The organism is Bifidobacterium scardovii JCM 12489 = DSM 13734, from assembly GCF_001042635.1.
GTDB lineage: Bacteria > Actinomycetota > Actinomycetes > Actinomycetales > Bifidobacteriaceae > Bifidobacterium > Bifidobacterium scardovii.
Map to the genome: position 1 here is coordinate 1,564,697 of NZ_AP012331.1, position 22,719 is coordinate 1,587,415.

At 61.8% G+C, this 22,719-nt stretch carries 17 protein-coding genes; 3 read left to right on the top strand and 14 right to left on the bottom strand.

Features of this window, described 5'->3' with window-relative positions; all coding sequences use genetic code 11:
• The first annotated feature begins 101 nt into the window (after nt 1-101).
• Both BBSC_RS06445 and BBSC_RS13305 read left to right on the top strand, forming a co-directional pair.
• The gene (locus BBSC_RS06445) at nt 102-821 is read left to right on the top strand and encodes an HAD hydrolase-like protein (RefSeq protein ID WP_033519918.1); all 720 of its coding nucleotides are present in this window, start codon (nt 102-104) and stop codon (nt 819-821) included.
• Between the two features lie 133 nt (nt 822-954).
• Nucleotides 955-1,515, top strand: a complete 561-nt coding sequence (locus BBSC_RS13305) for a hypothetical protein (RefSeq protein WP_231649364.1) — start codon at nt 955-957, stop codon at nt 1,513-1,515.
• On the opposite strand, the gene BBSC_RS06450 is transcribed toward BBSC_RS13305, so the two are convergent.
• The 7 genes from BBSC_RS06450 to BBSC_RS06480 all read right to left on the bottom strand — a co-directional run bounded on the left by BBSC_RS06450 (nt 1,512) and on the right by BBSC_RS06480 (nt 9,933).
• Nucleotides 1,512-2,525: a LacI family DNA-binding transcriptional regulator gene (locus tag BBSC_RS06450; RefSeq protein ID WP_033519917.1), complete on the bottom strand. Its 1,014-nt coding sequence runs from the start codon at nt 2,523-2,525 to the stop codon at nt 1,512-1,514. The two genes, BBSC_RS13305 and BBSC_RS06450, sit on opposite strands and share 4 nt — an antisense overlap.
• A 119-nt stretch (nt 2,526-2,644) precedes the next feature.
• On the bottom strand, nt 2,645-3,424 hold the full coding sequence (locus BBSC_RS06455) for a hypothetical protein (RefSeq protein WP_033519916.1): 780 nt from the start codon (nt 3,422-3,424) through the stop codon (nt 2,645-2,647).
• Nucleotides 3,425-3,465: 41 nt separating this feature from the next.
• On the bottom strand, nt 3,466-5,562 hold the full coding sequence (locus tag BBSC_RS06460) for an alpha-amylase family protein (protein ID WP_033519914.1): 2,097 nt from the start codon (nt 5,560-5,562) through the stop codon (nt 3,466-3,468).
• 36 nt (nt 5,563-5,598) lie between these two features.
• The gene (locus BBSC_RS06465; RefSeq protein WP_033519913.1) at nt 5,599-6,540 is read right to left on the bottom strand and encodes an ABC transporter permease; all 942 of its coding nucleotides are present in this window, start codon (nt 6,538-6,540) and stop codon (nt 5,599-5,601) included.
• Nucleotide 6,541: 1 nt separating this feature from the next.
• Nucleotides 6,542-8,122 (bottom strand): sugar ABC transporter ATP-binding protein, encoded by a 1,581-nt coding sequence (locus tag BBSC_RS06470; protein WP_231649365.1) that lies wholly within the window; start codon nt 8,120-8,122, stop codon nt 6,542-6,544.
• Between the two features lie 7 nt (nt 8,123-8,129).
• Complete coding sequence (locus tag BBSC_RS06475) at nt 8,130-9,308, bottom strand: substrate-binding domain-containing protein (RefSeq protein WP_231649366.1); 1,179 nt, start codon at nt 9,306-9,308, stop codon at nt 8,130-8,132.
• A 337-nt stretch (nt 9,309-9,645) separates the two neighbouring features.
• Entirely contained in the window at nt 9,646-9,933 is a 288-nt protein-coding gene (locus BBSC_RS06480) for a hypothetical protein (RefSeq protein ID WP_033519912.1), read from the bottom strand.
• 309 nt (nt 9,934-10,242) lie between these two features.
• Between BBSC_RS06480 and BBSC_RS06485 the strand changes: the two genes are divergently transcribed.
• Nucleotides 10,243-10,722: a hypothetical protein gene (locus BBSC_RS06485; RefSeq protein ID WP_033519911.1), complete on the top strand. Its 480-nt coding sequence runs from the start codon at nt 10,243-10,245 to the stop codon at nt 10,720-10,722.
• Nucleotides 10,723-11,186: 464 nt separating this feature from the next.
• Here the strand turns inward: BBSC_RS06485 and BBSC_RS06490 are convergent, their stop codons facing one another.
• The 7 genes from BBSC_RS06490 to BBSC_RS06520 all read right to left on the bottom strand — a co-directional run bounded on the left by BBSC_RS06490 (nt 11,187) and on the right by BBSC_RS06520 (nt 22,332).
• Nucleotides 11,187-11,549 carry a hypothetical protein gene (locus BBSC_RS06490; RefSeq protein ID WP_051923272.1) on the bottom strand — a complete coding sequence of 121 codons (363 nt, stop codon included), beginning with the start codon at nt 11,547-11,549 and terminating at the stop codon, nt 11,187-11,189.
• Nucleotides 11,550-11,609: 60 nt separating this feature from the next.
• On the bottom strand, nt 11,610-12,266 hold the full coding sequence (locus BBSC_RS06495) for a MerR family transcriptional regulator (RefSeq protein WP_033519910.1): 657 nt from the start codon (nt 12,264-12,266) through the stop codon (nt 11,610-11,612).
• 143 nt (nt 12,267-12,409) lie between these two features.
• On the bottom strand, nt 12,410-12,847 hold the full coding sequence (locus BBSC_RS06500; protein ID WP_033519909.1) for an FHA domain-containing protein: 438 nt from the start codon (nt 12,845-12,847) through the stop codon (nt 12,410-12,412).
• A gap of 152 nt (nt 12,848-12,999) precedes the next feature.
• Nucleotides 13,000-18,504: an RCC1 domain-containing protein gene (locus BBSC_RS12820; protein WP_053070846.1), complete on the bottom strand. Its 5,505-nt coding sequence runs from the start codon at nt 18,502-18,504 to the stop codon at nt 13,000-13,002.
• Nucleotides 18,501-19,442 (bottom strand): class C sortase, encoded by a 942-nt coding sequence (locus BBSC_RS06510; RefSeq protein ID WP_081893076.1) that lies wholly within the window; start codon nt 19,440-19,442, stop codon nt 18,501-18,503. The genes BBSC_RS12820 and BBSC_RS06510 overlap by 4 nt, the downstream gene beginning before the upstream one ends.
• 6 nt (nt 19,443-19,448) lie before the next feature.
• Nucleotides 19,449-21,137 carry an isopeptide-forming domain-containing fimbrial protein gene (locus BBSC_RS06515; protein WP_081893075.1) on the bottom strand — a complete coding sequence of 563 codons (1,689 nt, stop codon included), beginning with the start codon at nt 21,135-21,137 and terminating at the stop codon, nt 19,449-19,451.
• 376 nt (nt 21,138-21,513) lie between these two features.
• Entirely contained in the window at nt 21,514-22,332 is an 819-nt protein-coding gene (locus BBSC_RS06520) for a hypothetical protein (RefSeq protein ID WP_144414434.1), read from the bottom strand.
• Nucleotides 22,333-22,719: the final 387 nt, after the last annotated feature.

The following is a 22,719-nucleotide window of genomic DNA, read 5'->3' on the forward strand; positions in this document are numbered from 1 at the left end:
GCGGCCGCCTGGCCGTTTGGCCGCGGCACACGGCCGGGCCATGCCGACGCACGGGCAGCAGCCCGCAGCAACCCACGATCGATGAACAGGGAGAACCACCTATGAGCACGTCCACGCAGCCGCGACGCATCGTTCTGCTCGACCTTGACGGCACGCTCACGCAATCGCATTTCGGCATCATCGCCTGCGTGGTCAAAGCGTTCGAGGAACAGGGCCTGCCGGTGCCCGACGACGCCGAGCTGCACCGCTTCATCGGACCGGCCATCATCGAGTCGCTCAAGCGCAACGGCCTCAAGGGCGACCAGCTGGACCGCGGCGTGAAGATCTACCGCGAGTACTACGGCGACAAGGCCGTCTTCGACGACCCGAACGACCCGGGCCACAAGGTGCCGGGCCGGCTGTACAACCGCGTGTACGACGGCATCCCCGAACAGCTGCGCCGGCTGCGCGAGGCCGGATACTATCTTGCGGTGGCCACCTGCAAGCCCGAATACCAGGCCGTGCCGGTGTGCGAGCACTTCCGCATCGACACCATGGTCGACGGCATCTATGGCGCCAGCAAGGACAACTCCCGCCTGAACAAGGACCAGGTGATCCGATACGCATTCGACCACATCGGCTTCGACGCCGAGGCCGGCGACCGGGCGCTCATGGTCGGAGACCGCTGGACCGACGTCGACGGCGCGATCGCCTGCGGCCTCGACTGCCTGGGCTGCGGCTGGGGCTACGCCGAGCCCGGCGAGCTTGCGCAGCACGGCGCGTACCGCATCATCGACACGGTGAGCGAGCTCGCCGGCGCGGTCGAGGCGTACTTCGCCTGAGCGGGGGCCGTCCCATCCGGCAGACCCTATGCCGATTTCTGAGGGATCCGCATGGCCGGGTCTCCTTCCGATAGACTCGGACAGAGAGCCCCCTATCAGTCTGAGCCTTCCTGCAAACGGAAACGCCTCACGTATGGCGGCCGAGACTTTTCTGGAGAACCTGCTTCCCGATGACGAAAACGCCCGACGGCGGATGGCGCTTCGATTGCATATCGATTCGATTGATACGTTTCTTCTCTTGGGCAATGCCGATACGGTGGGAGGTCTTGTGTTCACGGCCGAACCGAGTCTTCCGAGACGGCCCGTGGAAGTTCGGCCGGTAGATGATGAGGAGATCGCCCAGCAGATCGGATATGTGCGTGCCAATGGGTACGGTTGGTTCGCCCGTGACGTGAACGATGAATTCTATGAACGTTCCATTCCTCGCTGTCGATTCTCCATAGCCGGAGGACAGCCGAATCCATGGGATGAAGAAAATGGTTCCCGGACGGCGCCAGTACGCCGTAACTGCGTATGTCTATATAAATCCGATAATGTACATTATGTCAGAAAAGGTTTACGGCGGGCGCGAAACGGATCGGCAGACGGGACAAGGGCGCCGGAGGCGTCATCCAACTGGGCAACGGACGATTCCGGGCGTACGTTGCGCTCTCCCCCGATCCCGCGGGCGGCTCGCGAAAACGGCGATCCTTAACGCTTATCTTTGGTCGAACTACGTATAACAAGTTCGGAATTCATCATCGTCACCATGTCAACGGGCTTGCCTTCGATGACGGAGACCAGCAGTGACACCGCTTTGCGGGCCACCGCCGGCAGATTCTGCTTGACTGTTGTAAGCGGCGGGGTAACATATGCGGTGCCTTCGGCATCATCAAAACCCACAATCGAAATATCGTCAGGGACTCGCAGCCCTTTACTGGTCAACGCCGCAATCACGGCCATCGCCATATGATCGGAGGCCACGAACATGGCGTCCGGGCAATGAGAGAAATCCGTATCCATCACAATTTCATATGCTGATTTCGGCGACCATGAGGCTTGAAGCATCTTCCCCGCTCCTAACCCCTGCAGTTCAAGGGTGTCTTTCCATCCCTCCATGCGTCGACGTTCATCAAACCAGTCCTGTGAACCAGCAACATGCCAAATCTGTCGATGACCGGACTGCACGAGATGACGAACCGCCCGACAAGCGCCGGTATACTGATCTTCGCCCACCATGGGAATGCCGATGTCGCTTAATTCGGAGCTTACGATGATGACCGGCTCGGGCACATGGCAATCCACGATGGTCTTGGACAGTCCCACACGCGGAGCAATGACAATGATACCTTCTACGGAAAGTGACCTGAGCTTGGTCAAAGACTGCGTGAATCTTTCGCGGAATGGCTTATCTACGGTAAGTACCACGGACATATATCCCATTAACGAGGCATATTCCTCGAGCTGGACCAACACATTTGCCGTAGCGTATCTGATCGAACGATCGATAAGCACACCAATGATTCCCGAACGATTGGTGATCAGCGAGCGAGCGAATTTGTTGGGCTCGTAATGCAGGGTGCTGATCGCCGACTGTACCGCCTCGCGTGTTGCTGGCGAGACCTTGGCTGTGCCGTTGATCACTCTGGAGACCGTGGCTGGAGAGACTCCAGCGACCCGCGCTACGTCCAGAATCCCTGATCGCGCACCTTTCTCGCTATGCATGGAGGTCCTCCCCTACTATTGCGGAACAGTTACACTTTATTAGCAGAATCCAATCCTAGGACATTATGGAAAAGGGCGTGGGAAGATGCTTGTCTTCCCACGCCCCGGTGCATCGACGATCACGAATGCGATGCCATTGCGGTACCGTCGGCGATGGATTCAGCAACTGCCAGTTCCTTGTTCCTTGCTGCTCGGAACTTCTCGAACGCCTCGCGAGTCCAGACCAATGCAACGGCTTCGGAGCGATGATGTTCGGTCATCCACCCCATTGCGCGCGCAGTGACCTCTCCCAGACCGCCGTTGACGTCGACCCGCTCGGAATCAACCGTTGTCAGTTCGACCATGGTCATATTGGCGTCAAAGGTCATCACCAAGCTGGCCCATAGCCTGCCATCATCGTAAACGCCCAACAGCAGGGACGAATCCGGCTTCAGCCAGCGATTGGCCAGTACAATGGCCTCATTGCGGCTGACTCCGAAACGATACTGAAGTCCCAGCATCTGCTTGGCCGGCCCCGGATAAGTCACCATAGTGTCCGGGTATTCATCCAGCAGAGCGTAGGAGCGGTGCACGAAGGAGTCAAGCGGCTCATCGGCCACCCATGACTGCTGCATGCGGGAGAAGTACTCATCGAAAGCACTCCTCTCGAAAATGGCCACGAAGTCCACTCTGCCAGCGTTCTGTTCATATAGCGTCCGAGCCTGTGCCGGAGCGTCAGTGATGCAGTCGGGAGCACCGATAACCGGTATCCCATCGGTATGCTCGCATTTGCGGACTACTCCTCTGTCATGAAGCACAATTATGCGTCTTTTCTCCTTGGATGACTCCAGTAGCAGGTCCTGAGCGTTGCGCCACTGATCAATATCGATATCTTCCATTAGGACGTCTTTGCCCAACATGGTGTATTCCTTTCGTGCGATGTATTACGTAGTTGTTGTTTTCAGTTGACGGCGCAGTCGCAGATCATGATCGTATAAGGGTCGAGGGTCAGGTCAAGACCACCCTTGACGACGTTCAGCTCCAGGCCATTCCACAGTTCGCGGGCGCTGACAAGCTGCTGATCCACGGACACATGAGTGGAGATGATCTGATCCGTGGGGTTGCATACGAACACGATTTGTCGACCGGGGTCGGTGATGTCATCGTGAACCACGACATCCACACGGCCGTCATCGCTGATGAATCGAGTCACGTCGGCACTGTGCGCAATCATCTCGCCGACGTTCTTGGCCTGTTCCACGGACGGTACGACGATGACGGAACCGGACCCGACCGACACGGTCGATACGTTCTCGACTCGTCCCGGAGCCAGACCCAGCTCATCTGCAAGCACGGTGCAAGGTTCCATGGTATGACCGAAGGCCGGAACCTTGGGGCCGATGATCAGAAGACCTCCGGCCTTGGCGTAGTCGGTCAGGGCGCGCTGCGTGTCCTCACTCAGCCAGTCTTCCGTGACAAGTACGACAGCACGGTATCCGGCCCAGCGCCGCGGATTCAGATCGGTGTCCGAAAGCACGAATCCAACGCCGCTAGTCTTCAACGATTCATTGAACGCGTTGAAGTACTCACCTTTTTCACGAGAGACAATGGAGTCGAATCCGAACGTCTCATCCGCCACGGTCATACGGTTCGGATATTCGGAGAAGCCGGACGGCGTCTCCAGAAAATCGCCGGGGAATGAGACCAGCACCGAAGATGCCTCAAGGCGATCATATTCCCTGTTGGCCAGCAGCAGCACGTCGCTGCGTCTGCGAAGATTTCCGAAGTCGACTCCCCTGAGAATGTCGTTCATGGTCTTGTGCATCTTGGACATCGGACGGACAGTTCCATCGCGGCGGATCGGAGAGAAGAACCACTTGTCTCGCTCGACGATCATATAACGGCTGAATCCCTTGATCCCCTGCATCAAGGCGGCCTTGGTGACAAACTCTTCGTCGGCGGCATCGCCCGGGTGCAAGTACCAGGCCCACACGCCGGCGATAAATTCCGGAATGTACGGGAATCGGCTGGAGCCCACCACGTATGACGCAACGGTCTTCACATGATTGTAGAGGTGCTTGCGCGAATAGATGTCAAAGCCCACGAAGTCGAGTTTCTCCTCCAATTTCGGCAGGTTGAATGGGCAGGTGAAGCCGGAAGCGGCGCCTCCCGGCCCCAGAGGATGCGGATAGTTGTGGAACAGTGCGATCTGGTTGAGGCCACGGTCACGCAGCATACCGGCCAACCTGTCCATGGAGTCGATCAGGTAACGTTCACGGTATTCCGACCAATCCGCATACCACGGAATACTGGCCTTATCCGCACGATCGAATCGTCGCGGCGGCTGGAATGCGTCTAAATCATCGATATGTCCGAGCCCGTATGCCTTGGCCACGCCCTCCACGGACCCATACTTGTCGATCAGGAACTTGCGGTACAGTTGCAGGGACGCGTCGGAGAAATCGCCGGAATACGCATTGATGCCGAAGAAGAACGCCATCTCGTTGTCGACTTGGCAAGCGACGATGCCTCCTCCGTTATTCGCCGCATGTTTTGCCAGGATCGGACAAATCGCGTCATACCACAGCGCGGTTTCCTCGAAGAACGCGTCGACCGCGTATGAAAGTGCGGGAATCGGCTTCGGTACCTGGTTGAGGACGGCACGGGCGCCGCTGGAGTTCTTGGCCTGCAAACGTTCGTCGTCAAGGATGCGCTTAGGGTATCCGAACCAGGTCATCTCGGAGTTGATCTGCGGACCAGGGCGCACCACAATGTTCAATCCCCTCTTCTCACACAGTGTTAGGAATGCGTCGATGTCCGTGCGAGGATCCACTTGTCCGAAGTCAAACACGCCGCGGGATAGCTCGTGCGCTTCCCAGGGAATGTAGATGGATACCATGGTGAATCCGAGATCGACGATCTCGTCGAGAATCTTCTCCCACTTGTCGCGTTCGAGACGCCAGTAGTGGATCGCGCCGCCGTAGAGTTCGGCTCGTTTTCCGTTGATTTTGAGCGCCGAATCATCAATGGTGATGAATCGTTGGGTTGTGGTTGTCATGGGTTGTTCCTTTCGTTATTCCATATGTATGGAAAATCAATCATTGTTGCGCTTGGCCAGCGCTACGGCCAGTACGATGATGATGCCGCGCACCACCTGTTGCTGGGCGGAAGACAGGCCTGCGAGGATAAGCCCGTTGTTGATCATTGCCATGAGGATGGCTCCGGCTGCAGCTCCTACCGCAGACCCACGGCCTCCCGACAGTGCGGTGCCGCCCAAGATCACAGCGGCGATCACATTCATCTCATCTCCATCTCCCCACTGGAACCGGCCTGATTGCAGTCGTCCCGCGTAGAGCATGCCGGCAACGGCCGCGCACATCGCGGAGGAGAACATCACTGAGAAACGGATCTTCGTCACATCGATTCCGGAGTATTTGGCGGCAAGAGGGTTGGCGCCCACGGCGAGCGTGTGCTTGCCGAACCGCGTCTTACCAAGAATGATCACGCCGATGATGAAGAACACCAAGGCCCAAATGATGATCACGGGAAAGATCCCGATCTGGCCACCGCCAAAGATGAAGTTGTAGTTCGCGTCCAAGATCGGCTGCGGTGATGAATTGGTGATCCACTGCGCAACGCCCACGGTGATGCCCATAGTGGCCAAAGTCACCAAGAATGACGGTATTTTCGCACGGGCCACCAACAGGCCGTTGGTCACACCGCACAGCACGCCCACGAGCAGTCCGGCGAAGACGCCCGCGACGATGCCGAATCGAGCGATGGCCATGGCCGTGGCCACGGATGCCAGGCCTGCGATGGATCCGACGGACAGATCGATTTCCGCAGCGCCGATCACGAATGTCATCGCCATGGCCATTACGATGATGATCGAGGACTGGCGAAGGATGTTCAACAGGTTCACAGTACTGGTGAATCCCTTGCCTGACAGCATCAGGGCAAACAGGATAAACACCACGACAACGCCGACATAGACGATATTATTTCGAATGTCTATTTTCTTTAATGCTTGTACCATGTTATGACTCTTTTCCTTCCAATACTTCGCCGTCTTGGATCGTCCGGCCTTCATCGACGGTCATGCCGGCATGCTGAATGGCAAGTTGCAGATCCGCTTCCGTGTCGATGCCTTCGCTGCTCAGTTCGGCCACGACCTCGCCTCGCTTCATTACCACGTACCGGTCGCACACAGCGATCATTTCCGCCAGCTCTGAGGAGATGAACAGCACGCCTTTGCCACTGTTGGCGAACTCGGTCACATTGGCCAGCACTTCTGATTTCGTGCCGATGTCCACTCCGGCAGTGGGTTCGTCCATGATCAGAAGATCAGGCTCGCGCCCGAGCCATTTCGCAATGACGATCTTCTGCTGGTTACCGCCGGACAGTCGCGATGCGGGGGCAGCCTGATCATCCACTTTGATCGAGAAGCGTCGGATAAGATCCGAGGCGATCTTCTCGATCTTCCTAGTGGATAGCAGTCCACTGCTGCGGCACTCGTTCAAGCGGGTCAAGGTAAGATTGTCCCGTACCGAATGGGATACCACCAAGCCCTGCTCTCGACGGTCCTCTGGCACTAAGGCCACCGCATGAGACATCGCGTCTTTGGCTGATTTCGGAGCATACGGCCGACCGTTCAGCTCGATCGTGCCCGATGTGATCCTGTCGATGCCGAACATAGCGCGGGTCACCTCGGTGCGGCCTGATCCCATGAGACCGGCAAGCCCGACAATCTCACCGCCACGTACTTCGAAACTCACATGCCGGATGCCCTTATTGGTGCTCAGGTCAGTGACCTTCAGCAGGGTTTCACCGATGCTTGACTCTTGCTGACGGTGTTTGCCGAGCTTTTCAGTGTGCTGCCCGACGATGCCGTCGATGATTTCCTCGTCGGAGATGTCGGCGATATCAGAGGTGAGCAGGTTGGTGCCGTTGCGCAGGATTGTGATCCGGTCGGCGATCTTTCGGATTTCATCCATACGGTGCGAGATATAGATCAGAGAAATGCCCTCGTTCTTAAGATGTCTCACCAAGTCGAAGAAACGTTCCGTCTCCGCTGTACTTAGCGATGCCGTAGGTTCATCGAGGATGAGCACTCGGGCGTTGGCACGCAGCGCTTTGGCGATTTCCGTCAACTGCCAATATCCCGTTGCCAGGCTTCCCACTTCGGCGTCTTGGTCAAGGTTGACACCCAGCCGTTCGAGGATCTGCTTCGCCCGCCGGCGCATGCCTTTTTTATCCAAGAAACGACAGTTGTCCAGCATTTCCGCGCCCATGAAAATGTTCTGAGTGACGCTCATCGTAGGAACAAGGGAAAATTCCTGGAACACCATGCCAATCCCCGCCTTCCTGGCGGCCTCGATAGACAGCGAGGTGAATTGCTCCTCGCCTATCTGTATCGTGCCGGAGTCCAGCGAGTACACGCCTTGCAGGATCTTCATCAGCGTCGATTTACCGGCACCGTTGCCCCCTGCCAACGCGTGGACCTCTCCGCAGCGAAGGTCGAACGAAACATCATTCAGCACGCTGACCCCTGAAAACTGCTTATGAATATGCTCCATATGCACCACTGAGGCTTGAGTTTCCATTGTGCTTCCGATCATGTACGGTTCACTTGTCCAGCAGTTTCGAGATATCGCCCGGCAGAGCATCGTGGTAGACCTCTTGCCACGCATCCGAGAGATTGGTATGGGTCACGGGGAGCGCAGACAACGCCACATAGGTGGGATAATCTTTCCCGAGCACTCGAGAGCCTGCGGCAATTTTCGCCTCGGTAACGCCCTGATCGTACGGACGCTGCGCCGAAGTGCCCGCAATGAGCTGGTTCTGCGCCATGGCTACGCCGATGGATTCACCAAGATCAATGGTGGTGATCTTCAGATCCGTACGACCGGCGCTACGGGCCGCGGCCATGACTCCTTCGGCGGGAACGTCCCACGGTGCCCACATACCTTTCAGATCAGGGTTCTGATTGATGATCGCGTCGGCTTGAGACTGGGACTGCGAGACCAGATCAGAATCGGAAACACCCTTTTCTGCGATGATCTCAATATTGGGGTACTTTTCTTTGATGGTTTTCTTGAAGCCTTCATAGCGCTGTTCGGTAACGAAGAAGTCCGCGTCATGGTACAGTGCCGCGATCTTGCCCTCCTTGCCAATCGAATTGGCGAGTATGTGGGCAGAGGCCACACCATTGCCGTAATTATCCGCAGAAACCACCGACACATAGTCCTTGCCGGCTTCGAGACCGTTGGCCGGCTGATCCATGAACACCAGTGTCACTCCGGCTTCGGCCACTTTCTTGTATGCGGCGGAAGTCGCCGTGGCATCGGTCGGTATGGAGATGATGATGTCAGGGTTCTGGGCCAGCACGGTTTCGATGTCGGACACCTGCTTGTCCGGGCTGAAGTCTGCGTCGGTGATGGCCATGATGTCAACGCCGAGCTCCTTGAACGTGGACTTCAGGCCGGCAACCTGCGCGTTGTACCAGTCATTGCCCGCGTAGTGGAACACTAGTGCGGCTTTCAGATGCGCGTCCTTGATCTTCTGCACTTCTGCATCCGTAAGATCGGCGACATCCGCCGATGCCGCTTCCTCGCCGTTGGCGCCGGTAGACAGCACTTTGCCGTCGATAGCCTTTTCCGCAACCGAAAGTGCGGTGGCTGCAGTGTCTTTGGCGTTCTCGCTCGTGGTAGTTGCGGAGCAAGCAGCAAGCATTGATACGCAAACCAAGCTTGCGACTACCGCCGATATGGCATTACGCATTTTGCTGTAGAGACTCATCTTCATCGGTATTCCTTAATTCTGTCCTTCATTGGGCAATATCCGTCGAATCGCTTCGACCGCAGCGGTAAAGGCAACTGTGCATTCGCCGCCTCTGATGCTATGAAAAGCTTTTCATATGCAAGTTCACGAAAAAAGCATTTATGAAAAGCTTTTCATTCACTATAGCATTCAACTTTCGAAAGCGCAAGTTGTTGGGACCGGAATGTCTGCGTTGGCGATGCAGCCGTCTTCTTCGATGCGTTAAAGGCGTTGTGCGGCGTCCGAGCTGTTGCGTAGTCTCTCGAATGAGAGGAACCGATGGAAACGTGACAAGGCTGTTGCTGCGCCGAAGAATTTCAGGCTAGGCGTCTTGAGGTTCCCGAACGTGCTTCGGGCGATCCATACGTCGGCGTTCGATCAGATCGACCATATCACGTGCGACCCGTTCCGTACGGTCGTCCGGTGGCGCGGAGCGGCCTCTTGTCGTGCTTGACGATTCGTTGAGCCGGCCGACGTACATGTCGAGCACCGGTTCCGCTTCGCGTTGCGATACTCCGGCGTCCTGGTGGGCCATCGATTGGGGGCTGATCGCCATGAGCAGCAGCACGGTTCCCACGACCGCGCACATCGGTCTGAATGCCTTTCCCATTACCGTTCCTTCCATCATGCGGCCGGACAAGACGGCTATGGTGTCACGCGACTGGGATGAGACGGGATTGCCATGACGAGCCGGTCAATTGACCGTTTCGGGACGAAACCGTACGCCCGTAATCGAAGGACTGCAACCCTCCTAACCCGTCGGGTGGCAGCGAGAACAGAACCTGCAGGCGATTCCGGTCTTCTCAACAGCCAAAGGACCGGAGCAACATGCCCGTTTCGGCAATCTTCGAGGGGGCGTTCGGTCCAAGCAACGGCACGCAGACCGTCAATACGAACGACGCCATCCCCTTGCACGACCATGCCGACCTGGACCTTGTTCGGGATCGCCGCAAGTTTTCGACGGGAGATCCTCATCCGCAATCACGCGCTCGACAATGCGCCCACGTTCCCCGCGCAATGGCGCCTCCTGTGCATGCTCAGACGAATGCCCGAGGACATGGCCGTCGCCTGCGGAACCATCGCCACCGTCATGGGAACCAGCGTGGAACACGTCGGCATCATGGTTGCCCGTCCCCGCAAATGCAACAGTTCATGGATTCCTCCCGAACTCGCCTGCCGTGTCCTGTTCTCCGCCCGGCACACGAACGGGTATGTGTGCGACGCCGATCCGTTTCCCACTTCTGATCCCGATGCCAGATCCCGATCAGAGGCGCTCGACCGCATTGGCATGACATACACGCCGATCGACGACCATAGCATTCTCATCCGTCCCGCACGCGTCGCCGGCGAACGGGACCTGACCGACACGGACCCGGCGAACGAGTGGACTTTACCCTGATATCGCAAACCCCTATGTATCCGATCTCCGATCTGTTCGAGTGCAAAGAACGCCGATTCCAAATAGAAAAAACAGGAACCGCAGATATACGCCGCCAGATAATCGTAGGTCAAAGAGCGCCGAAGGATATCAGCGTCGTAGATTTTGACGATCATCCACTGGCCAAGATGCGGAGCCCGGCGCTGACTACCGTCCGTTAGGGTTTCAATTGATCAAGAGGATAACAGAACTTTTTCGGGCAGAATCGTTCACCGGCTACGATTCATCACATCGGTCGCTTTCAGACGATCGACCATTCCAAGGCGCCCGTCCGGAAGGCTCCCGCAACATCATGATGATATCGGCAACCCCACAAGCCGGACGATCAACAGATCGGAGAACCACCGCAAGTCGGGGATCATCGTGCTGATCATCCGAGTCCATCGACCCCGTGGATGAATGATGCGCCGTCGATTCTCTCTTATCTATCGCTTGAGCAGCCGGTCGATCATGCTGCGGTCGGCCCGCCACGCCTGCACGTACATGAGCGCCCATTCGGCGGCGACCAACAGCAGCGAGATCACCACGCCGGCGATCAGGTAGCGCTCGTAGAAGCCGCTCATGACCGGGCCGTATTCGTCGCGGGTCACCGAATACACCACGAACGGCAGTCCGACGAACACCACCGAGGCGGCCTGCGCCGCAACGACGTTCCACGACACCGGATCCACATCACGCCGGCGCGCGCGGTCGAACAGGCGCCCGCGCACCGCGCAGACCACGCACACGCCGAGCGACCAGACCACGGCGAACAGCCACATCAGCAGCGGCAACAGGTCATCGATCATGACATACCTCGATACTCATCCCCCGGCGGTCCGCACGGCGGCGGACATACGCACGCCGGGTCACACGGATTCTCGCTGGGCGCGCTGCGCCTCCAGCTTTCTGCGCATGCGCATGGCGGTCAGTTCGTCTATCGGCCGGCCGGCGCCGGTCGACGCCGGGGCGTTCTCGAGATCAACGTAATCCTCGTGCTCGAGCGCCGTCTCGATCTGGTGCCACAGCGAGCCGACGGACACCGCGAACATGGCCTTGCCGCTGCGCAGCAGGTCGATCATCTCCTCGCTGGTTGTGCATTCATGCACGTTCTGCCCATCGCACATGATGGTCACGTTCTCCAGCTGGCCGATGGAGCGTTGCGACAGGAAGCTGATGGCCGCGGTCACGTTCTGCAGGTTCACGCCGGCATCCAACAGCTTCTTGGACACGGCGAGGATCACCACATCCTTGAAGGAGTACAGCCGCCTGGACCCCGAGCCGTGCGACGGCGTGATCGACGGCTCCACGATCTGCTTGCGCGCCCAGTAGTCGAGCTGCCGGTAGGTGATGCCGGCGACTTTCGAGGCGACGGTCCCCCGGTACCCGCGCTTGGCGTCCTGGGCGTCGCTGGTGACGAACAGCTCCCCCTGGACCGCGTCGCGGGCGTCCAGCCGGTCGCGTTCCTCCAAGGGCACCAGCAGATGCAGATCCCCCGCCTGGCGCTTGCCCTGCGTTTCGGCCATATCACTCTTCCCTTCCGGCCAGCGTGTCTCGCGGACGGCCGTCATGCGGACGCCCGACGCCCGCATGGGCGCCTACGCCATCCGGCCCCGCGCGGCGCACGCCGCCGAAAACCGGAAAGCCCCGGCAGTCCGGGGCTTGGGAATCAGGAAATGACGGCGGACTTCGTGAAGAAGACCAGACGGAACTTGCCGATCATGATCTCGTCGCCGTTCTTCAGCGTCGCGCGGTCCACCCGCTGGCGGTTCACGTACGTGCCGTTGAGGCTGCCGGCGTCGATGACCTCGAAGGTGCCGGCGGTGCGGCGAAACACCGCATGCGAGCGGGACACCGTCGAATCGTCGAGCAGGATGTCGGCGCGCGGGTCGCGGCCGACGGTCGTCTCGTCCTCGTCGAGCAGGTACCGCGAGCCCGATACGGCGCCGCGAGTGGAGATCAGCAGCGCCGTGCCCTCGGACAGGCGCGCGATCGTGTCGAGGTCCTCCTGGGTCAGCGGGCGGTCCCCGGTGGAGGTAATCGGAATGGTAATGGCGGGCAGACCGATGATGGTCGTTTCGCCTGCGCTTGGAATCGGATCAGTCATAATACTCCATTCTAGCGAACCCTCTGGCTTTTCGTCGGACGCTGGCTCACGAATCGACGGAGGAATGACAAAGCGCATATCGGCATGGGCGTTCCCGTATCCGGGCTCCCCCGAGGCTTGGGGCTGCCGGCCCCAAGCCTCCTTCCTGAAGATCACGAACCGTGTTTCTCGGAGTCCCGTTCCTTGGCGGCTGGCTGGCGCAACAGCAGGATGCTGGCGATCATGGCCGCGAGGGCGAGGATCATCAGGCAGGGCAGGACGAACAGACCAGTATGGGGCAGGATGCCCGTCCACGGCTTGTCCGCGAGCACGCCGGCGTCGATGTGGTCCCGGTCGGGCGTCGTCTCGGTCAGCGTGATAAGCGGGGTGCCCATGCCGTAGTCCTCCCCCGTGCCCGCGTCGGAGTCGGTGGACGACGAATCCACGACGGGATTCGCGTCGCTCGCGTCCGGTGTGGTGAAGTCGGCGCGCGGCACGCGGCTGAACCGGATGCGGTACGAGCCGAGCGGGAGCTTGTCGAACCGGTAGGCGCCGTTGCGGTCGGTGACGGTGGTGGAGATCCGCTCGCCCGCCTGGTTCTCGAGGATGACGCTGAGGCCGGGGATCCTATCGGTCTCCGTATCCTGCCTGATGCCGTCCCTGTTCTGGTCGCGCCAGTACATGCCGCTGATGCTGCCCCGGACGGGTTCGGTCGTATAGGCGGGGATCAGCGCCCCGACCTGGTCGCAGGAGTCCTCGTTGCCGTTGCTGAACCAGTGCTCCATGCCCGGGTTCCGGTAATCCGTGCCGGTTCGGCAGGAGGGGTTGCCCGTGATGTCGTGGCTCGACCGGTCGAGTTTCGTGTCGTCCGGTTTGAACGGGGTCGTGGTGTTCTCGCGCAATGCGTGCGGCGTGCCCGCGTACGGGGTGTCCGGCGAGTCGAACCATGCCTGATTGTGGACGATCCGATCCGCTTGGGCCCGGCTCACGGTACCGGTGAAATGGAACACGATGTATCCTCCCGGCGCGATCGTGTACGGCGGGTTGTACGTGCGGATCACGTCGCCGCCATCCTGCGTTTCCGATACGGGGTCGACCGGGACCGCCGTCGGATCCACGGCCACGCCCTGCGTGACCGTGGTCACATCGGCCGGGGTTTGCCGATCGGTGTTGGTCCCGTCGCCCAGCTGGCCGTTGGAATTGCTGCCCCAGGTCCATACGTGGCCGGAGGAGTCCAACGCCAAGGTATGGAAACTACTGGAGGATACCTGTTTGAAGGTATTGTAGGAGTCCTCGGTCCGGCTGACCGTGCCCGCGGTCGCCCTCACGTTTTCGACGATGCCGCTCATCCGGTCGGACAGGACGCTGTCGGCTGGCAGGTTCCCGGTACCGGCCGACTCCGGGGAGGCATCCGACGCCATGGCATAGGTGCGGTCGGGCGTGATCTCAACTGGGGCACGACGGTCGGTGGTGGTGCCGTCGCCCAGCTGGCCGAAGCTGTTGTCGCCCCATGCCCATAGGTGGCCGGTCGAATCCAGTGCCAGGGAATGATACGTTCCGGTGGATACCGTGGTGTACGTGCGGTCGGGCGTGACCGCAACCGGGGTATGCCGTTCGGTGGTGGTGCCGTCGCCCAGCTGGCCGAAGCTGTTGTCGCCCCATGCCCATAGGTGGCCGGTCGAATCCAGTGCCAGGGAATGATACGTTCCGGTGGATACCGTGGTGTACGTGCGGTCGGGCGTGACCGCAACCGGGGTATGCCGTTCGGTGGTGGTGCCGTCGCCCAGCTGGCCGAAGCTGTTGTCGCCCCATGCCCATAGGTGGCCGGTCGAATCCAGTGCCAGGGAATGATACGTTCCGGTGGATACCGTGGTGTACGTGCGGTCGGGCGTGACCGCAACCGGGGTATGCCGTTCGGTGGTGGTGCCGTCGCCCAGCTGGCCGAAGCTGTTGTCGCCCCATGCCCATAGGTGGCCGGTCGAATCCAGTGCCAGGGAATGATACGTTCCGGTGGATACCGTGGTGTACGTGCGGTCGGGCGTGACCGCAACCGGGGTATGCCGTTCGGTGGTGGTGCCGTCGCCCAGCTGGCCGAAGCTGTTGTCGCCCCATGCCCATAGGTGGCCGGTCGAATCCAGTGCCAGGGAATGATACGTTCCGGTGGATACCGTGGTGTACGTGCGGTCGGGCGTGACCGCAACCGGGGTATGCCGTTCGGTGGTGGTGCCGTCGCCCAGCTGGCCGAAGCTGTTGTCGCCCCATGCCCATAGGTGGCCGGTCGAATCCAATGCGAAGGAGTTCGCGCCTCCATTGGAAATTGTGGGGGGTATATGGATTTTGTCGGTGGTTTTGCCGCTATTGGTAACCTTCACGTCCCAGTTGATCTCGCATGAGTCGGCGGTGCATGACAGGCGGGTCTGCGTTTTGTCGAGGGTGGCTTTGGGGTCGGGCTTCGCGTATCCGAAATCGACCCTCTGCTGGTCCGCGCCGACCGTCAGCCGGATCACGTCCGATTCGTCGCGTGCCTGGCCCTTGAGTCTGGAGTTCCACGATCGAGTGCCGGCCACGGGCTTGTCCTGCGAATAGTACGTGGTGACGCTGGTCTGCACGCCGTCGCCTGTGCTCGTGCCCGTCGAGCGCTTCACCTGCACGCGGTAGTTCCCGGCATGCAGCAGGTCGAACTCGTATCGGCCGTCGCCGTCGCTGTTCACGGTCCTCAACGGCGCGTCGCCCATGCGGCCGCCGTTCTCGTCGGCGCGCCACAGGCTCACTTCGATGCCGCCGATGCATTCCTCCCCGGCGTCGATCAGGGTGTTCTCGTTCCTGTCCCACCACAGGGTGCCGCTGATCGATCCGGCGGTCGCCGTGACCGCGTCGGCCCAGGGCAGGTTGCCCATGGCATGCCCGTCGCTGAACCGGGTGCGGCCGGGCCACATGACGTACCGGTCGTCCTTCGTGCCGTCCGTGGGGATGAGGGTGATCGTGCCGTCCGCGGCGGCCACGGGCATGTTCCCGTCGGAACCGGTCTCGAAATCGGACCGGACGCGGATCGCGGTGATCCTCGACTTGTCCTCGTCGCTCAGCTGTTCCCAGGTTTTCCACTCGTAGTCGTCCGGTTCATCCGTCCAGGCGACGCTCGTCGAATACAGGATGCTCGTCGCCGTGCTGTTGGCCGCGTTCACGGACACCGGCTCGGTCAGCTTCCACGTGCCGTGGTACGCGGAGTGGCCGCGGTCGTATTCGCGCCAGGAGCCGTCCAGGCCCGTGTTGTTGTCTCCGGCCATGATCGCGTCGTCGTTGGAGGGCACGCGCACGATCGTGTCCGCGCCGCCGGTACGTCCCGATCCTTTGGCGTACAGGTTGAAGCGCCAGGACAGGGAATCGCCGATGCCCGTCTTGCCGGTCAGGGCGTTCAACGCGCCGGTTTCCCCGGCTTTCGCATCCACGATGAACTGGGCGACGGCCGTGTTCGACGTGACCTGCGGGTGGGCGGGGACCGTGCCGTTCTGAGCGATGTCCGTCGTCTGGGTGGCGGCGGCGCTGATCGTGCCCGCGGCCTTGTTGCCCACGGTCGCCCGCCATTCGATGGCCGGCAGATCGACGGAGCCGTCCACGCCCAGCTCGGGGATCAGGGTGCCGTCCGGCGAATCGTACGTGAACGTGATCGTCCTGCCCGCTCCGGATCCGCTGATCGTGAGCTTCCATGGCCCGCCGGCCATCACCGGGTCGAGCAGCCCGTCCGGATACGTGACCGTGATCGTGGGCTTGACCACGGTGCCGGAGCGTTGGATGTTCGTCAGACGCGGGCGGATCACGTATCCGGCCGTATCCCCCGGCTGCGCGCCATCGGCCCGTTCCGTTCCCATCCCGTCCGTGACCGTGACCGCGGTATCGATGGACGCCGCCGGTTCGGACGGTGCGATGACCCATACGAAGTTATCGCCTTCGGCGCGCGCCGTCTCCTGGTCGGTCGTGAATTCTCCGGTCATCGTGTCCGAGCTTTTCACGTTGCCCCGCGCCGCGTCGACGGTCACGCGCGTCAGGAAGACGACCCGGACCGTGCCCGTGTCCGCGGCCGACTGGAACCGCGCGCGGTCGAAGCTGACGCGGATCGCCCGCACCTTCGCATCGGTGTCGGCGGGCACGCCGTCATGCCACGCCGCGTTGCCCGATCGGGGATCGTCATACGTGTATGATGCGTTCCAGTCCACGCCCTGGTCCAAGGGCTTCCCGCCGCGGGTGACGGACAGGCCTCCCTGCCATTGCTGCTGGGTCGGGTCCCATTCGTCGCCCAGCACGGGATCGGAGGACAGGACGCCCTCGATTCTGTCGGCTGCCATGCTGAGCGTGACGCGCGTCTGCGTTCCCGTTGCGACCGTGTCGCCGTTCTGGTCCGCCGAATAGTAGTGGATGATCGTCTGGTCGGACGAGGCCTTCGCGAAATCCTGCGATTCGGGGTCGAACAGGGTTTTTCCTGGCGTGTACGGGCGTTGCAGCAGTTTGGAGAACACGGACCCCCGTGTGTTGTTTCGTTCGATGATGGCGCGCGACCAGTCGTTGTTCGCGTACGGGTAGCCGCTCTTCGCCCCCGTGTCCCTCGAACCGGTGTCCTTGTCGCGTTTCGCGTTCATGCCGGGTTCGGTTCCGTCGCCCATGTTCAGCAGCGCGTTCCCCCCGTCGGCGCTGAAACTTGTCTTGTCGGGGATCACCGCGATGTCGTAGATGCGCGTGTCGTTCTGCTTCATATCCGCGACCCGTTCCGCCGGCACGCTCCAATCCAGCCTCTTGTCGCCGCGCATCCCCCCCAAGCGCAGCCTGCCGTCGCGCACCGGCAGCATCGTGCCGTCCACGCTGAAGGTGCTGCCCTCGGGAAAAGCGCTGACGTCCACGCTCGCCGACCACGGGCCGCTAATGCTGGCGCCGTGCGACGTGGTGTACCCCGGATAGGTGAGCGGTTTCACCTTCAAATCGAAGTATCCGCTTATCGTTCCCGATGCGACCCATTCGTTGCGGCGTGCCCACGCCTCATGGGGTTTGTCGGGGTACCCGCCGTTGTCGATGATCAGATCGGCGGCCGGCGCGCTGACGACCGTCACCTCATCGGTCGGGTACGAGACCGTGGACGAATCCTCTCCGACCCGGCTCACGGTCAGCCGCGGCTTCTGTCCGGTTTTCGCGGTGCCTTCCGTGTCCTTCGCCCGCAACACCAGCCGCTGGTCCAGGACTTCCACGGCGCCGGCGTTGACCGTGTACACGCACGCGTCCCCGTCACGCTTGGCGGACACCTGCTGCCCGGACGAGCAGAATCCCGTCGCCGCGTCGCCGGCGGACAGCCAGGGCGACTCCCGAAGGTCCCAGGCCACCCGCACCTGGCGTTTCGCGGCCGCGGTGAACGACAGCCTCAGTGCATATTCGACCACGTCACCGCTGGACACGATCCCGTCATCCGGCGCGTCATCGCCCGGCTGGAACCCGTTCCTGCTGTTCACGAACGATTGCGCCGCGGTCCCGTGCCCGGTGCCGTCCACGATCTTCACGAGCTTGGCGGTCGCGTACGAGGGCCTGGCTTCAACGCCGGCGGCGGACCGGACGGACGCGTCGGCCGCCACGGCCAATCCCACCATCAGCGTCGCCGCCACGGTGATCATGGCGGCGGGACGTCGAAGAACGTTCATCATTTGTCTTTCCTTTTTCTCGAGCCGTTTGTCCGGCCTTTGGCCCGGATTCTCCCCACCGTTTTCGCCAACGCTCCGGTGGCCGCCAGACCGGCCAGCGCGAGCACGGCCCACACGCCGCCGATCCACAGAATCATCGGCATATCGCCGCCGGCCCCGGGCGGGACCGCGGGATCAGGCGCGGGATGGGGCATGTCGGTGCGCTCGCCGGTGACGAGCAGGCGCTGCGTGTTGATGCCATACGGGGTGCAGGTCACCAAGGTGACCAGATCCCGGTCCGCCTGCACTCCGATCGCGCTCAGATCGGTCGGTTCGACCACGCGGATGTCGGTGACCTTATAGGCGAGCGTGCGGTCCAGTACCTTGATGTAGAAGAGGTCTCCGACACGCCCCTGGCGCAGCGACAGGCGGTCGAACATGAGCCGGTCCGCCAGACCGGTGTGCGCGCTGATCACGCTGTGCGTGCTTCCGCCGCCGACGGGAAGGCTGGTGCCGTGCATGTGCCCGGCACCAGCCGCCAGCGTGGCCTCGCCGGTGCCGTGGCGCACGGGCAGGTTGATGCCCAGACGCGGGTAGAGGATCGTGGCCATGATCCCGTCCTTGGGCGTCGACAGCAGGCCCATGTACGTCGCGTCCTCATCGGCGGCCGTATCCTCGCCCGGGTCGGACCATGGATCGGCCTGCTCCCCGACCCGCCCCCGGCCGTCGGACAACAGCCCGGCATTGTATTGCCGGGCCCTGGCGAGCTCCTGCTCGGCGGTCGGGTCGCTCATCGATCTGGCCGCCGTCTCATGCCTGGCGGCGAGCGATTCGTCCGCGTGCCGGTTGGCGATCATCAGCATGAACGGCATGGTGGCGAACAGGCCGGAAAGGACCAGCAGGACGATTCCCGCATTGCGTCTGGCCTTTCCCCGGCCCGAGTTCGCCACATGCCGTGCCATGGCGGGTCAGGACCTTCTGCGCGCCAGCAGGATGATCGCGCCGGTCACGCACAGCAGCGCGCACACGCCGTAGATCATGAGCCAGGTGGCGCCGGTCTTCGGCAGTTCGCCGATATTGCGCACGTTCACGACCGTGACCGTCTCGGCGTTGTCGGATGTGGCCAGCTTGTTGCCGTCGCCCCGGAATGCGGTGAACTGGTTCGCCGCATTCTTGCCGTGCATCGCGTCGATGGTCAGGTTGAACGAGGGCAGCATGGTCGCGCCCAGGGGCGAGCCGGTCTCGTTGACCGTGTAGCCGCCGCTTCCCAGCCCGTTGATGGTCACCAGACCCGATTCGGGAGTCTCGAATTTGCCGGTCGCGCCGGTTTCCTGGCCTTGCGCGAGGCGGTAGACGCTCGGCTTGGTCTTGTCCCCGGCGCTCTCCAGCACCAGGGGCAGGGGGCTGGCGGCACTGGCGGCGCTGACGGTGAATGTGGCGCCTTTGAGCGGCTTGCCGGTCGCATCGTGCTTGACGACGTTCAGGCGGCCGACGTACGTCTTCACCGTGTTGCCCGGCGTGGTGCCCAGATCGTCGGCGTTGCCGGGCCTGTGCGAGTATCGGACGCTGACGGTGTTGTCGTTGGACGTGCCGCCGGCGCCCGTGTTGATCTTCGCGTCCTTGTTCACCGTCGCCTCGTATTCGACGACGATCCGCTTGCCGACCGGGAACCGGTCCTTGTGCGCGATCAGATCGGAGACCCCGTTCGAGTCGGGCGCGAACGCGACGGAGAACGTGCTGCCGCCATCCGCGGTGGCGGCAGGCGCGGACGCCTGATACAAGGTGGCCTCGAGATTCTTGCCGTCGACCGTGACCTTAGTGATACGCTTGAACGTGAGGCCTTTGGACAGGGTGTCCTCGAACAGCAGGCGGAATTTGTCGTAGCCGGTCCAGTTCGGGATGTCTCCCGCCAGCCGGTAGACGACCGTGTCTGAGATGCCCGCCGAGTTCGCGTCGACCTCGGTGCCGTTCTCCAGGATCTTCTTCGTGACGCTCGCCGTGTTCGGCTTCCACTCGACCGAGCCGAGCGTCTGGGATGCGCCGCCGGCGTTCTTGAGCGTGGTCATCCCGTTGATGCCGGTCGCGGCGAGCATGGGGATCGACGTCCTGCCGTTCGCCGTCGCATCGGCGATCAGGTATAGGCCGGGGGTCACCTCGGCGCTCATGCTGGTGTTGGCCGCGCCCCTGGCAAGCGTGACCGCATTCGAATCCCCGGTCACGCCTGCGTCCTTGGACAGGGCCGTGATCAGGTCGCGCAGGCTACCGGCGAACGGGCTGGCACCGCTGTCGAGCATGTTCGAGACGACCCAGGCCATCGGGTTCGTCGCGTCATAGCCCGCGGTCGTCGCGGTCACGGCCTTGGAGGCCTTCAACGCCGCGTCGATGCTCGCCGCATGCCCCTCGTCGGCCACATCCACGCCGGTCAGGTCGGTGCCGTTGGTCGTGGCGGCCGAATACCGGGCGAGCCGGATGGCCTTGAAGGTCTGCCCGCTGATGTCTTCGGTGCTGGAAACGGTCAATGTCTGGGGTTTGGACAGGTCACCGGTCGCGACCATGGTGTTGTCGGCGGCCATGGCGGGGCAAGCCAGCGCGGCCCCCGACAGCATCGTGCACGCGGCCGCAAGAACCGCGAATGCCCTTGATTTCATTGTGCTCATGATGAACTCCTTAGTCCTCACGAGCGAGGGTATAGGCTGGCCGGAACGTTGCGCCCCCTTCGGCGAAAAAGGAATTTCACCCTAATTCGCTCATTGCCGGTCCTCCCATGAAACGGCGCCGCCGGCCGCCGCAGCCTGTTCCTTCACGTTCGGCGCCTGAAGGCGCCGGCACGCCGCACATGGAAAAAGCCTCGTTTTCGGCGTGTCGTCCGCGTCATACGGAAGGAATGTCGGCAATTACCCCGTATTCCTCGATACGGCGGCGGTCCGGCCGACCGGCACGCCGCCGCCGGCGCCCGACGGCCCCTGATGCGATGCCGTTGGAGAAGAGCGAAGCCTATCCTTTGTTCGCTCGTCGCGCGGAACGTCCGTCCAATCACTCCATGAAGGGAAGCAGCAGCGTGTCGACGCCGGTTTCGACCCACAGGGTGAGTGCATCGGCCAATTTGAAGGACAACTCGGCATCGTTGCCGCTCGCCGAGACGTACGACCTGCCCGGGGCGACGACGTCTCGGACGCCGTAGACGATGTTGCGCCGGTCATGCGCTTTGAACACGATGCCGGTGCCCGCGTCCGGCGCCCGCCCCTCATCCGCGGGAACGCCGAGGCCGGGCAGGTCGACGAGTCTCCATCGGGAGTCGTGGGCGATGCCCCCTTCGATGAGGGCACGGCAGATGGGGCCCGCGTCTCCTCCGTTCACGGTCCGCGCGGCCTCGTTGATGCCGGGGAACAGGGCGATCCGCTCGTTCGTATCCGGGTCAAGCTGTTCGATCGGATACCCGCAGCTATCGCTATAGCGCCACATGAATCCGCATCGCGGTTCGCCGTCGCGTATCGCGGAGTACAGCTCGTCCGTCGATCGCAGTCCGAAGTAGCGGGCCGCATGGTTGACGGACGGGAACACGCGCACGAGCTGCCCGCTTTCGGGCCGGATCATCTCGACGTGTCTGGCCGGCGTCGATGCGGGCATGCGCTCGTGACCGTTCACGTATCGCCACCGGTATCCGTAGGCCGTGCCGCCCCGCAGAATCGCGTTCCTGACGTTCGACGCGCTTTTGCCGCCAAGGGCCCGCGCCGCTGCGCTCACGCCGGCGAACACGCGCAGGACCTTGCCCGTGGCCGGATCGATCTGCTGGACCCGCTCACCGGTCTTCAGCCTCGAGGGGGGGGGGGGAGGACGTTTTTTCATCGGCATCGCGGGTACCGCCCGCAGCACCGGCAGCGGAATCGTCCACCGCGCCTCTCCATGGTTCGCCGTCCCGCGGCATCGGCATCCCATCCGCGGAGTCGCGTTCCATATCAGCCATCATCGATCATCTCCCCTTGTCAACGAAGGCGCGCGAAGCGACGGCGTGAATGGCGCCGCGCTCCGAACGCACGGCCGGAAACGCCATGACCGCAACCCCCGGCCTTACCGCTGCACACCACCACAAGCAGCGATTGCCACAACGATATCCCACCGCGCAAATGGCGCAGAACGCATGCGGCGGCATGCAAATCGAACGCGGAACCCTCCATAATGCCACCCAAATGGCCGCTTACGGCATGTCGCGGCAGAAGCGCGGGAAACGCCGCCGACGGC